Here is a 13,182-nt window from a genome sequence, read left to right as displayed (position 1 = left end):
GCGCACGACGCGGCGAACCGCTGCAAAGCACGACGAAACCCGATGGACCATTCTCCCGCCTCGCCCCTTCATTTGCTGATCGTCGACGACGATCCGCAGATCCGCGCCATGCTGGCCGAGTACCTCTCCACCTTTGGCATCGAAGCCGACGGCGCCGAGGGCGGCGCCGCCATGCGCGCCGCCATGGCCACGCGCGACTACGACCTGGTGGTGCTCGACCTCTCTTTGCGCGGCGAAAACGGCCTGACGCTGTGCCGCGAGATCCGCGAGCGCAGCAACCTGCCGGTAATCATGCTCACCGCGCGCACCGAGCTGGCCGACCGCGTGGTCGGGCTGGAGGTGGGCGCCGACGACTATGTCACCAAGCCCTTCGAGATGCGCGAGCTGGTGGCGCGCATCCACACCGTGCTGCGCCGTGCCCGGGGCGGCGGCGTAAAGCGCCCGGCGGCGGCGGGCGGCCATGAACTGCGCTTCGGCAGCTGGCGCCTCAACACCACGCTGCGCCAGCTGGTGGATGGCGAGGAAACCGTGGTGCCGTTGTCCAATGCGGAATTCCGGCTGCTGCTGGCGTTTATCGAGCATCCGAACCGCGTGCTGGATCGCGAGCTGCTGATCAACCAGGCGCGCGGCCGCGATCTCGACGTCTTTGATCGCAGCATCGACCTGCTGGTCTCGCGCCTGCGCCAGAAGCTGCGCGACGATCCGCGCGACCCGACGTTGATCCGTACCGTCCGAGGCGAGGGCTATGTCTTCACCGGTGCCGTCGAAGCCTGAGCGCGCGGGCTGGGTAGCCCGCCACGACTCCATGTTCATCCGGCTGTTCCTGGTGATGGCCGCGATCATGCTGGCCGTGCATCTGCTCGGCGTCACGGTCATCGAGAGTGTGTTCCCGCGCCCGGGGCATACCGGGTTCACCTTCGTGCCCGGCGACGAGATGCCGCCGCCGCCCCCGGGTGAAGAGGGGCGGCGGGGCGAGTCCCCGCCGCCGCCGGACGCCGAGGCGCGCGCGGACAACGGCCAAGGCGGAGCCGGAGCCCCAGTGCCGCCACGCCGCCCGCGCCGCACCCACGGTCTTGGGCCGCCGCGCCTGGGCCAGTTGTTCCAGCTCGCCGCCATTGTGGCCGCGTCCTGGGTGGGTGCGCGATTGCTGGCCAGGCCGGTCCAGCGCCTGGCCAGCAGCGCCGGCCGGCTGGCCCAGGACGTGCATGCCCCGCCGCTGGACGAAGACAGCGGCCCGGCCGAGGCCCGCGCCGCAGCCAAGGCCTTCAACCACATGCAGCAGCGCATCCGCACCCAGCTGGCACAGCAATCGCGCTTCCTGGCTGCCGTGTCCCACGACCTGCGCACCCCACTCACCCGCATGAGCCTGCGCATCGAAGGCGTCGACGACAACCAGGTCCGCTATCGCCTGCGCCAGGACCTGGCGGAGATGAACGGTCTGATCGATGCCACCCTGTATTACCTGCGCGAGCGCGACGGCGCCGCCGCGCCGCGCCAGCGGGTGGATGTGCATGCCTTGCTGCAGGCCGTGGTGGACGATGCCACGGAAGTCGGCCAGGACGTCACCTTGTCTGGCGACGCCGAGCCGCTGCTGGCCTATCCGGCCGAACTGCGCCGGGCCGTGGTCAACCTGGTCGAGAACGCGCACCGCTACGGCGGCAGCGCGTGCATTGAACTGGCGGACAGCCCCGAGCGGGTGGTGATCGATGTGTGCGACAACGGCCCCGGCATTCCGCCGGAGGAAATGGCGCGCGTGCTGGAGCCGTTCTACCGGCTCGAATCCTCGCGCAACCGTGCCACCGGCGGGGTCGGCATGGGCCTGTCGATCGCCGCGGATATTGTCTCGCGCCACGGCGGCGAGCTCAGCCTGGCCAACCGGGCGGAAGGCGGCCTGCGGGTGCGCATCGTGCTGCCGCGCGCCTGAGCCGCGGGCGGCCCGGTGCCAACGCTACCGCTCACCGTGCCGTGCCGTGCCGTGCCGCCACCCATTGCGGCAAGCTGCACATACTGCGAGCCGCGCGAGCCGCGCGTGAAATCCAGCACGAAATCGCCCACGTCGACACGGGCCTGCAGCGCGCGCCGCAGGTCCGCCGGGCTGGCCCCGCGCGGCGCAGCCAGCGCCGTGCGCACCAGCCAGGCCGCGCCGATATAGCCGGCCAGCGTGGCCGGCGAGGCGGGCTCGTCCAGGAACTGCTTCATCCGGCCCACGTGCTCCTTGACCACGCGCAGGGTCAGGTCCTGCGGCCCCGGGGCGATCTGCGTCAGCACGATGCCGCCGGTGTAGCCGGCGCCAAGAATCTCGCGTGCCGCCAGCGAATTGACCGCCGACAAGCCCACCAGGAAGCCGTACCAGCCGCGCGCCGCCAGCGCGCGGCCGAGGTTGCCATAGGCCAGCGTATCGCCTGCCACGATCACCGCGGCCGGGCGCGCGGCGGCGATGCGTTGCGCGACCGCCCCGGCGTCGCTGCCCTTGCCCGCATCCAGCGTGAGTGCCTGCAGTCCCGGCTCCTGCTCGGCCTGGCGCCGCCACGGCGTGCCGCTAGCCAGGCTGCCGGCCGCAAAATCCGGCGCCACGGCCAGCACCAGTTGCTTGAGGCCATAGCTGCGCAACTGCCGGATGGCCGCATCCAGCTCGCTGCGGTAGTCGGCCCGCGTGTACCAGACATGATCCGCCGCGAGCGACAGCCCCGACAACGGCGCCACGATCTGCACGCCGCGCCGGGCCAGCTCGGGCGAGGCGGCCAGCACCGGCAGCAGGGCATCGCTGGGGCCGAACAGCAATTCCGCCCGCTCTCCGTCGACCAGCGACAGCGCCTGCGCCGTGGCCGCGCGCGGATCGGCGTCGACCTCGCGCACCACATGCACCACGCGCGGCTCGCGCGCGCCGGCGTTGGCCGCATCGAACATCACCTTGGCCCCCGCCAGGTAGTCGCGTGCCAGGTCGGCCTGGGCGCCGCCCCGGTCCACCAGGTGGCCGATCACCAGCGGGCGGCGCGGCGGCGCCTGCGCCAGCAAGGAGGCAGGCGCCAGCATGGCGCTGCCAAGCGCGGCCAGGACCCGGCGGCGCGGCGGCCGTGCGGGGTTGGCGATCAGGGAAGAAGCGTGCATGGGAATCCGCGAGGCCAGGTACAGAGCAATGGCATGATTGGGGGAGAGCGCCGCGCAGCCTATCCGGCCCAGGTGACGCTGGCATGACGCCGGGCATGTCATGGGCCGCGGCTTGACCCCGGTCAACGCAGGCGCGGGCGGCGCGCCCTACGATGGGCCATCGAATCCACGACAAAGGCCGCCCCATGGCTGCGACTGCCCCCGCCCCGTTTCCCAATGCAATGTCCGTTCCCATTGCCGTTGCCGTCTCGAGCCAGTCCCGCACCTGCTCCGGCAAGTGCGGCGCCGCCTGCACCGGCAAGCCGGCGGGACGGGGCGCGGCAGCGCCGGATCCGCATGCCTTGTCGGACTTTCGCGCGCTGGCGGGGCGCATGGATATCAACGGCCCGCGCTACACCTCGTACCCGACGGCGGACCGCTTCCACGGCGGCTTCGGCGCGCAGGACTACCAGCAGGCGCTGGCCGATTGCGCTGCCAGCGCCACCAACACCGCCAAAGCCGCCGCGCCGCTCTCGCTGTACGTGCACGTGCCGTTCTGCGAGAACATCTGCTACTACTGCGGCTGCAACAAGATCATCACCAAGGACCACCGTCGCAGCGCCCGCTACGTGGACTACCTGGCGCGCGAGATGGCGCTGGTGGCGCAGCAGATCGGCACGCGGCGAGAGGTAGTGCAGTCGCACTGGGGCGGCGGCACGCCGACCTTCCTCGATCCCGCCGAGATGCGCCGTGTCATGGACGCGCTGCACCAGCACTTCCACCTGCTGCCCGAGGGCGAGCACTCGATCGAGATCGACCCGCGCCGCATCGGTGACACGCAGATGGCGCTGCTGGCGGAACTTGGCTTTAACCGCATCAGCCTGGGCGTGCAGGATTTCGACGCCGAGGTCCAGCGCGCCATCCACCGCGTGCAATCGCTGGCCGAGACGCAGGCGGTCGTCGACGCCGCGCGCCGGCTGGGTTTCCGCTCGGTCAGCATGGACCTGATCTACGGCCTGCCGCACCAGACCACGGCGCGTTTTGCCGCCACCGTGGAACAAGTGCTGGCAATGCGCCCGGACCGGCTCTCGGTGTACAGCTACGCGCACCTGCCGCACGTGTTCAAGCCGCAGCGGCGCATCGACGAACGCGCACTGCCGGCCGCTGCCGAAAAACTCGACATCCTGGTCGGCACGATCGAGCAGCTGACCGCCGCGGGCTACGTCTACATCGGCATGGACCACTTCGCGCTGCCGGACGACGCGCTCGCCGTGGCCCAGCGCGAGGGCCGGCTGCAGCGCAACTTCCAGGGCTATTCCACCCACGCCGGCCATGACCAGCTCGGCTTCGGCGTTTCGTCAATCGGCGCAGTGGCGGGCCGTTACGTGCAGAACGCCCGCACGCTGGATGACTACTACAGTGGCCTCGACGCCGGCGTGCTGCCCGTGATGCGCGGCTTCGCCATGCGTGACGAAGATCACTTGCGGCGCGATGTGATTGGCGCGCTGATGTGCAATGGCGTGTTGGATATGGCGGCGGTCGAAACGCGCCACCGCATCGATTTTGCCGAGCACTTCGCGCACGAGCTGACGGAACTGGCGCGGCTGGCCGAAGACGGGCTGGTGCGCTGTGAGCCTGGGCGCATCGAGGTGACACCGCTGGGGCGTTTGCTGGTGCGCCGCCTGGCCATGGTGTTCGACGGCTTCCTGCGCGAGGATGCCCGGCGCACCGAGCCCGCTGCCATCCGGAGCGCTGATGCGGGTACGCCTTTGCCGATGCCAACGCGCTACTCGCGCGTGGTTTGAGTCACACCGGAAAGCAAAAAGCCCGCGGCATGCCGCGGGCTTTTTTGTTGAGAGCTGCTTGCGCTTACTTCGAAGCGTTGGCCATGTAGTCCACTGCGGCCATCACGTCGGCGTCGGGGCCGGCGTAGCCACCCTTCGGCGGCATCACGCCCTTGCCCTTCAGGGCGAAGGCGTGCACGGCGTCCATGCCTTCCTTCAGGCGCGGAGCCCAGGCTGCCTTGTCGCCGAACTTCGGCGCACCGGCAACACCGGCCGCGTGGCAGGCGGCGCAGACTTGTTCGTAGACCTTCTTGCCCACTTCGGCGGAAGCCGGCGCGGCTGCAGCTGCGGCAGCCGGTGCGGCGGCTGCAGGTGCCGCTGCGGGAGCGGCCGGAGCAGCGGCTGCCGCAGGCGCAGCGGCGTCCGAGGCAGCAGCCGTAGCCGGAGCGGCGGCGGGCGCGGCGGGTTCCGGGAACTTGGCGCCACCGGCGTCGGCCATGTAGACCACGGCGCGGCCGAGTTCGTAATCGGAGTAGTCGTCGGCGGTGGTGCCGGCGCGGGCTTGCATGGCGCCCTTGCCATGCAGCACGGAGTTCAGCAGGCCGTCAAAGCCCTGGCCGATACGCGCAGCCCAGTCACCAGCGTTGCTGTACTTGGGCGCGCCGGCAGCACCGGTGGCGTGGCAGGCAGCGCAGACTTCCTTATAGACCTGCTCGCCCGTCTTGTAGACGCGCGGTGCGTTCGGGTCCTTCAGTTCGAGCGAGGCGACCGGCTTGATGCGGTCATTGACAGCTTCCACGGTAGCGGTAGAACCCGCGCCTTCCTTGGCACCGTGTCCGACAAAGTTGACTAGCAGGATGATCACGATGATTGGCACCAGGAAGGCGGCAATCACCACAGCGATCAGCTGCTTGGGGGTCTTGATGGGAGACTCGTGTTCGTCTTGTGCGTTATGGACGTCGCTCATACTCAACTCTCAATTTTGCAGGAAACCTGTGGCCGCTCGCGATCGGCTGCTTATGTGGCCGCTTGCTCGGTGGCCAATTCCCCCTGGCCAATTGCGCGCATCGGACTATTATCCGGTGCCAACTGCCCCGAAACGGGCCAGCCAGCAGGGCGCGGCACCATCATCCCCGGACCTGATGTGGACGTTGCGCAGCCCCTTTTTTACACAAATAACTCGCGATTATAGCCCCAAAGACTTACCGTATGGAGGCAAAAGCGGCTTGCAAGAGACGTCATCTGGCTGCACTTTTCAGCCCGGCGTGGACGTCTTTCGCCAAACACGGTATGCTATGCGACTTTCCGGCAGCGGCACTCGCGCGCTGCCCGCGTTGTACCCCGTCATACCCTGTGCGCCCGTAGCTCAATGGATAGAGTACTGCCCTCCGAAGGCAGGGGTTGCTGGTTCGATCCCAGCCGGGCGCACCAATCCTGACAAGGGATTGCGGCACTTCCCTCCACTACCTTGAACACCCACTGTAGCTAAATTGCACCTAGCTTCAGTGTTGGCACTTCCGTCAGTGGCATCACCCCAGCTTCCCCGTTTCCTTGCCTCCCGTTTTCGACAGGCCTAGAGGATCAGCTTGTAGCCTGCGTGGCCGGCAACAAAGCCAAGCCTTTCGTAGAACCGGTGCGCATCCGCACGGCCCTTGTCGGTGGTGAGCTGCACGATGGCGCAACCGCGGGACCCGCATTCCGAGATCGCCCAGTCGAACATCTGCTGGCCGAGCCCTGCGCTGCGAAACGGCACCGCGATGCGAACCGCTTCGATCTGCCCCCGCCATGCACCTGCGCGGGCGATGCCGGGTATGAACGACAGTTGCAGCGTGCCGATGGCCGTGCCGCCATCCACGGCTACCACGAGACGCTGATTCGGGTCCGCGGCGATGGCGTGGAAGGCGGTAACGTACCTTTCGTCCACGGGCGTGCTGACAATCTCTCGCTGGTATATCGTCGCGCAAAAGGGAGCACAGAATGCGCTCAGGACAATTCAGGATCCTTCGCTGCGAGATGCTTGGCGTGGAGGCCGTCGAGGCGAGCACGCGCCACACCTTTGCGCGGCATACCCACGAGCAATTTGGCATCGGCGTGATCTGGCAGGGCGCGCACAGGTCGCACAGCGGGCGCGGCATGGTCGAGGCGGGCCCGGGCGACATGATCATGGTCAACCCGGGCGAGGTGCATGATGGCATGCCCATCGGCGACGCCGGGCGCTCGTGGCGGATGCTTTACTTCGATCCCGCATGCATCGCGCGGGCCAGCCTGGACCTGAGCGAAGGCAGGACGAGGCAGTGCGAATTCCCCAACCCGGTCGTCAGCGATGCGGCGGTGGCGGCCGGCTTCCAGCAGCTCTATCTGCTCGCTACGGCCGGCGGCGGCGCTGGCTCGGATCTGCAGCGCGAAGCGATGCTGCTCGCCCTGCTGGCGCGGGTGGCGGATCCCGGCCTTGCACGCAGCGCAGGCGCGCAGGCGGGGGCACAGGCGGGGGCGATCGATCGGGCGCGCAGCCTGATCGACGATGATCCGGCCGCAGCCGTCTCGCTGGCCGAACTTGCCGAGGTTGCCGGGCTGAGCCGGTTCCAGTTGCTGCGTGCGTTTTCCAAGGCAACCGGGCTGACGCCGCACGCGTACCTCTTGCAGCGACGCATCCATCTGGCTCGCGCGCTGATTGCGCAGGGCAAGGCCCTGGCCGATGCGGCCGCCGCCAGCGGCTTTGCCGACCAGAGCCACATGACGCGGATGTTCGTGCGCCAGTACGGCGTGTCGCCGCGCGCCTATGCGGCCGTGGTGCGCTGAGCTGCAATTTCGTTCAAGACCCGATGTGCCGGCCCGGCTAGCCTGCTGCTTTTCCATGGCGGGGGCTGCGCATGCCGGGCAAGCGGGGAAGCTATCTGGGGTATTTCTATCTGACCCTTGCGATGGTGCTGGTTGGCAGCACCGTGATTGCCAGCAAAGTCATTGCGTCCGGCCTGCCGCCGTTCACGGCCACCGCGCTGCGGTTCGCGATCGCCTTGCCTTGCTTGCTGGGCGCAATGCGACTGACCGGCGCATCTTGGCCTAGGCCGCGCGGGCGTGACCGGATCACGCTGGTGGTGCAGGCGGCGGCGGGCAGCGTGGGTTATACGACGCTGCTGATCTCCGGTCTGCGGCTGACCTCGGCCGCGGATGCGGGCGTCATCATTGGTACGCTGCCCGTGGTATCGGCGGTCATCGCGATCCTGCTGCTTGGCGAGCGGCCCCATCGTTTCCTCATGCTCGCGATCGGGCTGGCCACGGCGGGGATTGTCATGGTTGCCTTTCCTTCCAGCGCCGGCAGCGGGCATTCCTTGCTCGGCAACGCGCTCGTCCTGGGAGCCGTCGTGTGCGAGGGGCTGTTCATCCTGCTCAACCGGCGGCTGGACCAGGCGATTGCGCCACTCGCGCTATCAGCGCTCATGTGCGGCATCGGGCTGGTCGCATCGGCGCTGTTCGCTGTGTTCGAGGCGCCGTGGACTTTGACGTTTTCCACGCAGGCGGTGGGTGCGGTGATCTACTACGCAATCGTGCCGACGGTCGGCGGATTCCTGCTGTGGTACGCGGGCTCGGCGCGCACGAGCGGCAGCGAGGCGGCGCTGTTTACCGCGCTTGCGCCAGTGTCGGCGGTCGTCCTGGCGGCGGTGTTGCTGGGCGAGCGGGTCAGCGTGGCCCAGGTGGCCGGTGTCAGTTGCGTGCTCATGGCTGTGGCAAGCCTGCTACTGGTGCGGCCGGCACGCCAGGGCGCGGTGCGGGGGCCTTGAGCGCAATCATGGCGATGCGCGCGTTGTGCCGGTGATACAGCTGCGCGCGCCTGGGCAGGTTTCGGGCTGAGGAGGAACCGTCGCGGGCGATTTCCGGCGGCGCTCGCGGTATGGCGCGTGGAGCATTTCGCTTTTGCGCCGCGCGGCTTGTCGAGCACGTGCCTTCCCGAAAAGTGCCATGGCCGGCGCGCAGCCGCGCCTGCGCGCACTACGGCTGCCCGGTGGGAGGCACTGTCAATCCGCAAACAGAAGCAATTTCTCCCCTTAATTGCGCCTTTTCGCCCGATCGGCCCAATGCGTAAATGGCCCGCATTAAACGCCTCGGGAGGCCATTCCATGTGCAATATCGCTGACAAAGTGCCCCGCGAACGGACGCGCCAGGCCGTCGCTCCCCCTCGGCTGCAGGGCGCGTGGGCAAAGCGCCTGGCGATGCCGCTGGCCGGCTCGGCAGCCTTGCTCGCGCTGGCGGGTTGTGCCCAACTGCCAGCCTCTGCGACGGCGGACGCGCCGGCGCCGCAGAGCACGATCGCGAGCTTCGTGATCCCGCCTGATGCGCTTGGCGCGCGCGATGCGCAGCTCGCGGCCGTGCTTGCCAAGGCCGGCGCGCTGGCGGCCCGGCAGAAGCAGCCGGCGACCATCGTCGTCACCGCGCTCGGCCAGGACCTGCCCTACCTCAACCAGGCGATCTGGAAGGGTGTACCGGCACAGCGCACCACCGCCGTTCACCTCGAGAACCTGACGGCCGGCACGAGCCAGCCGTACAGCGTGACCGTCAAGACGGCGCAATCGCAATAACGCCGCAATAGCACCGCAATCACACCGCAATCACACCGCAACTAGGAGCCGCAGCCGATGCACCGCCTCATCCTGTTTGCCGCCAGCCTGGCGCTGGCCATGCCGGCCCTTGCCACCGAGCCTGGCGCCGATGTCCGTCCTGCCTTGCCCGCAGCCGCGCCGGCGGCGGACAAGGTCTATCCACCGCTGCCAACCCTGGCCATGTTGCCGCCCGCGAGCGGCGGTGACGAGCTCAGCGCGCCGCGCGTGGGCCACACCGCCAGGGCCCGGATCAAAGCGCCGCCCGCGCCGGAACGCAAGAGCCTGGCGCCGGTAGTGCGGCTGGTGGTGTCGGACACCTCGCGTGCGTACCTGGACACCATCGGACATCAGCTCGACCTGGCCCTGCTGCAGTCGTCCCCGCCGGGGCCGGCTGAAGATCATCGCCAACGTCTGGCAAGCGAGGGCATCCATCGTGTCCGCTAACGCCCATACGAAGGCGGCCGGCCTACGCCAGCACCGCGGGCTCGCCGGCAGCTTGCTGGTGGTTTCGCTGTTGCTGTTCCATGGTGCGGCCCGCGCGCAGGATTGCTTCGAGCAAGCGGGCACCTACCAAGGCGTCAACCCCTCGGTGCTGCGTGCCATCGCGTGGTTCGAGTCGAAGGGCGATCCCGCCGCGGTGAACCGCAATGCGAACGGGTCGATCGACGTCGGGCAGTTGCAGATCAACTCAGTGCATTTCAATGACCTGGCCCGCCACGGGGTGCCGAGTCGCGCGCTGACCAACTCATGCGTCAACGTCTTTGTCGCCGCCTGGCTGCTAAAGCAAAAGATGGTGAGGCATGGCAACACCTGGCGCGCCATTGGCGCCTACCACTCCGAATCGCCGGGGCAGCGCGACGCTTACGCGCGCAGCATCCAGCGGATCCTGGTGGCCTGGGGCGAGCTGCCGTCTGCCCGCTAGCGCATGGGTAGCACACGGGTCGCGCATGGGAGCGGGCCGCGCCGGCCCTTGCTATCATGCGTGCCATGCAGCCCGACATCACCATCCTCCACACCGAATACGAGATCACCGCGATCCGCGCGCAAGGCGCGGGCGGGCAGAACATCAACAAGGTGTCCAACGCGGTCCACCTGCGTTTCGATGTCCGTGCCTCGTCGCTGGAAGAAGGGCACAAGGCGCGGCTGCTGCAGTTGCATGACCACCGCATCACGCGCGATGGCGTGGTGGTGATCAAGGCGCAGCAACACCGCAGCCTGGAGATGAATCGGGAAGAGGCGGTGCAGCGCCTGCACGACCTGGTGCGCAGCGTGGCTACGCCGCCGCGCACGCGCCGCCCCACGCGGCCTACCTTCGGCTCGAAGATGCGGCGCCTCGAAGGCAAGAGCCAGCGCAGCCAGGTCAAGGCGCAGCGCGGCAAGGTGGTGGACTAAGAGGCCGCTTCAAAAAGATTCTGGCGTCGTTGCGCGGCCTTGGCCGTACCACTTGTACTGTCTGCGGCCGCGCGCCTAGCCAGAACCGCTTCGCTTCATTTTGAAACGGCCTCTAAGGGCGGCGAGCCCGCGCTGGCACCTTTGTCTCACTCCGCCGCCTGGCATCGAAGCTGACATCGGCGCTCAGGCGGCCAGGGGAAGGCGCACCGTCAGCGTGACGCCGCGCCCGCCGATGCCCGGGCTCAGGCTTACCTGGCCTTGCGCCGTCAGCACGATCTCCTTGACGATGGCAAGCCCCAGGCCGCTGCCTTCCTGGTTCGGCAGCGCGTTGCGATAGAAGCGATCGAATATCTTGGGCCGCGCTTCGGCGGGAATGCCGGGGCCGTTGTCGCTCACCGCGAGGACGGCACTTTTCGCCTCGAGCGTCACGGCCACGGTGACCTGGCCTTGCGCCGGCGTATAGCGGATCGCGTTGTCGACCAGGTTCGATACCACGGCCGCCATCATCCACTCGTTGACGCTCACCCGTGCGCTATCGACCGCCAGCTCGGCGCCCAGGTCTATGCCCTTGCGCTGCGCCAGCACCACCATGTCTTCCAGCACGGCGGTCACCAGCGGCACCAGGTCCGCGCCTTGTTGCGCGGCACCGGCACTGCGCGCGGCTTCGGCCTGCGACAGCAACAGCAGCTTGTTGGCCAGGTTGGTCATGGCCTGCGTGCTGGTCTCCATCGAGCCGAGGATCTCGCGCAGCCTGGCTTCATCGTCCACCCGCGCGGCAAACTCCAGCTGCGCCCCCAGCACCGCGAGCGGTGTGCGGATCTGGTGCGCGGCATCGGCGATAAAACGCTTTTGCTGGCGCACATATTCGTTCAGGCGCTGGATGCACTGGTTGATCGCCTCGACAATGGGCCGCAACTCCTGCGGCAGGTCGATTGCGCTCACCGGAACCAGATCCATCGGGTCGCGTCCCGCCACTTCGTCTTTCACGCGCAGCAGCGGGCTCAGCTCCACCGTGAGCCCGATCATCACCAGTCCCACGGCCAGCACCAGCATCACCACTTCGCGCAGCAGCGCCGGCATGCGCAGGCTGCGAACCAGCTCGTGGTTGCCGTTCAGTGTCTGCCCCACGGTGACGGTGACCTTGCGGGCCTCGCCGGAGTCGAACATCGTGCGGGTGGCTTGCACTACCCGCACCGGCTGCGACTGGAAACGCGAAGCGTAGAACACGGGGCTGGCGGCGCCCGCCATCGGTGGCTGCTCGAAGCGTGGGTTACCTGCCAGGATCCGGCCGCGATCGTCGACCACGTTGTAGAAAACGTGGTCGCCATAGGGCGAGTCGAACAGGGACAGCGCCGATGGTGGCACCTGCACCGTGATACGTCCGTCCGCCCACGCAATGTGGCCCGCGATGACGTCGGCCGAAGCTTGCAGCGCGCGGTCTTGCACGCGGTTTGCGGTATCGGCCGCGCTCAGGTAGGCGGCATAGCTGCTGATGCCCACAAAAGCCGCCAGCGGCACCAGCAGCCATAGCAGCAAGCGTACGCGCAGGCTGTGGATCATTGCTTTTGCTGCAGCAGGTAGCCCAGGCCGCGCAGCGTCATGATGGTGGCCTGGCAGCCCTCGAGCTTCTTGCGGATGCGATGGATATAGATCTCGATGGCATCCTCGCTAGCCTCCTCGTCAAGCGAATACACGCCGGACATGAGGCTCGCCTTGGACACGGTCTTGCCAAGCCGCATCATCAGGATCTCCAGCGCGGTATGCTCTTTCAGCCGCAGCGAAAGCAACTCGCCCGCGACGTAGAACTGCCGCGTGTCGGTGTTGTAGGTGAGGTCGCCGCAAGCCAGTTCGGCTTGCTTCTCCCCGGTCTGCCGCCGCGCCAGGGCTTTGATGCGCGCGACCAGTTCCCGCACTTCGAAAGGCTTGACGAGGTAGTCGTCGGCGCCCAGGCCCAGGCACTCCACCTTTTCGTCGACCGACGCGCTCGCGGTCACCACCAGCACCGGCACGTTGTTGCGGCGCGCGCGCAGCCGGCGCAAAACGCTCTTGCCGGCCAGGCGCGGGATCTGCAGGTCTAGCAGCACCACGTCGTAACTCTGCGTCTGCAGCAACTGATCGGCGTACTCGCCGTCCAGCGCGGTATCGACCATGAAGCGCTCTTCCTTCAGTAGCCTCGCGAGCCAGTGGATGAGCGAAGCGTTGTCTTCGATCAGCAATACCTTCATGAACCGCTCTGGTGAGGACCTACTGTTGCCGGGGTCTCCTTTTACCACTGCCCGCCACGCCGCAGACACGGCGCCGCATCGGGATATTCCCTGAGATGC

13 protein-coding genes, 1 tRNA gene and 1 pseudogene are annotated in these 13,182 nt (G+C 68.0%); 10 read left to right on the top strand and 5 right to left on the bottom strand.

Annotated features, from left to right (window positions below):
* The first annotated feature begins 42 nt into the window (after nucleotides 1–42).
* Nucleotides 43–774 (top strand): response regulator, encoded by a 732-nt coding sequence (locus A9975_RS18355; RefSeq protein WP_183034067.1) that lies wholly within the window; start codon nucleotides 43–45, stop codon nucleotides 772–774.
* Nucleotides 746–1,924 (top strand): ATP-binding protein, encoded by a 1,179-nt coding sequence (locus tag A9975_RS18350; RefSeq protein ID WP_183034066.1) that lies wholly within the window; start codon nucleotides 746–748, stop codon nucleotides 1,922–1,924. The genes A9975_RS18355 and A9975_RS18350 overlap by 29 nt, the downstream gene beginning before the upstream one ends.
* A 59-nt stretch (nucleotides 1,925–1,983) precedes the next feature.
* On the opposite strand, the pseudogene A9975_RS18345 reads toward A9975_RS18350, so the two are convergent.
* A pseudogene (locus A9975_RS18345) lies at nucleotides 1,984–3,108 on the bottom strand (ABC transporter substrate-binding protein); the annotation flags it as partial.
* A gap of 371 nt (nucleotides 3,109–3,479) precedes the next feature.
* On the opposite strand from A9975_RS18345, the gene hemN reads away from it, so the two are divergent.
* Nucleotides 3,480–4,892 carry an oxygen-independent coproporphyrinogen III oxidase gene (hemN, locus tag A9975_RS18340; protein ID WP_255503305.1) on the top strand — a complete coding sequence of 471 codons (1,413 nt, stop codon included), beginning with the start codon at nucleotides 3,480–3,482 and terminating at the stop codon, nucleotides 4,890–4,892.
* Between the two features lie 64 nt (nucleotides 4,893–4,956).
* Here hemN and A9975_RS18335 read toward each other — a convergent pair whose 3' ends face one another.
* Complete coding sequence (locus tag A9975_RS18335; RefSeq protein ID WP_183034065.1) at nucleotides 4,957–5,838, bottom strand: cytochrome c5 family protein; 882 nt, start codon at nucleotides 5,836–5,838, stop codon at nucleotides 4,957–4,959.
* A gap of 388 nt (nucleotides 5,839–6,226) precedes the next feature.
* Between A9975_RS18335 and A9975_RS18330 the strand changes: the two genes are divergently transcribed.
* A tRNA-Arg gene (locus tag A9975_RS18330) sits at nucleotides 6,227–6,302 on the top strand.
* Nucleotides 6,303–6,444: 142 nt separating this feature from the next.
* Here the strand turns inward: A9975_RS18330 and A9975_RS18325 are convergent.
* Nucleotides 6,445–6,795: a GNAT family N-acetyltransferase gene (locus A9975_RS18325; protein WP_370564919.1), complete on the bottom strand. Its 351-nt coding sequence runs from the start codon at nucleotides 6,793–6,795 to the stop codon at nucleotides 6,445–6,447.
* Nucleotides 6,796–6,848: 53 nt separating this feature from the next.
* Here A9975_RS18325 and A9975_RS18320 point away from each other — a divergent pair, with 53 nt between their 5' ends.
* From A9975_RS18320 to arfB, 6 genes are all read left to right on the top strand, one after another.
* A complete protein-coding gene (locus A9975_RS18320) occupies nucleotides 6,849–7,670 on the top strand; it encodes an AraC family transcriptional regulator (protein WP_183034064.1) in 822 nt (273 codons plus the stop codon).
* Nucleotides 7,671–7,741: 71 nt separating this feature from the next.
* On the top strand, nucleotides 7,742–8,650 hold the full coding sequence (locus tag A9975_RS18315; protein WP_183034063.1) for a DMT family transporter: 909 nt from the start codon (nucleotides 7,742–7,744) through the stop codon (nucleotides 8,648–8,650).
* A gap of 429 nt (nucleotides 8,651–9,079) precedes the next feature.
* Nucleotides 9,080–9,445: a hypothetical protein gene (locus A9975_RS18310; protein WP_183034117.1), complete on the top strand. Its 366-nt coding sequence runs from the start codon at nucleotides 9,080–9,082 to the stop codon at nucleotides 9,443–9,445.
* A 57-nt stretch (nucleotides 9,446–9,502) separates the two neighbouring features.
* Entirely contained in the window at nucleotides 9,503–9,910 is a 408-nt protein-coding gene (locus A9975_RS18305) for a hypothetical protein (RefSeq protein WP_183034062.1), read from the top strand.
* A 52-nt stretch (nucleotides 9,911–9,962) separates the two neighbouring features.
* The gene (locus A9975_RS18300; RefSeq protein ID WP_220810815.1) at nucleotides 9,963–10,388 is read left to right on the top strand and encodes a lytic transglycosylase domain-containing protein; all 426 of its coding nucleotides are present in this window, start codon (nucleotides 9,963–9,965) and stop codon (nucleotides 10,386–10,388) included.
* A gap of 65 nt (nucleotides 10,389–10,453) precedes the next feature.
* Nucleotides 10,454–10,858, top strand: coding sequence for an alternative ribosome rescue aminoacyl-tRNA hydrolase ArfB (arfB, locus tag A9975_RS18295; RefSeq protein WP_150992873.1), 405 nt, complete (start codon nucleotides 10,454–10,456; stop codon nucleotides 10,856–10,858).
* 183 nt (nucleotides 10,859–11,041) lie between these two features.
* On the opposite strand, the gene A9975_RS18290 is transcribed toward arfB, so the two are convergent.
* Entirely contained in the window at nucleotides 11,042–12,418 is a 1,377-nt protein-coding gene (locus A9975_RS18290; RefSeq protein WP_183034061.1) for a sensor histidine kinase, read from the bottom strand.
* On the bottom strand, nucleotides 12,415–13,083 hold the full coding sequence (locus A9975_RS18285) for a response regulator (RefSeq protein WP_183034060.1): 669 nt from the start codon (nucleotides 13,081–13,083) through the stop codon (nucleotides 12,415–12,417). The genes A9975_RS18290 and A9975_RS18285 overlap by 4 nt, the downstream gene beginning before the upstream one ends.
* Between the last annotated feature and the right edge of the window lie 99 nt (nucleotides 13,084–13,182).

Source organism: Cupriavidus sp. UME77 (assembly GCF_014170355.1).
Lineage (GTDB): Bacteria > Pseudomonadota > Gammaproteobacteria > Burkholderiales > Burkholderiaceae > Cupriavidus > Cupriavidus basilensis.
Note: the sequence above shows the minus strand (reverse complement) of the source record. Positions and strands in the feature narration are given on the sequence as shown.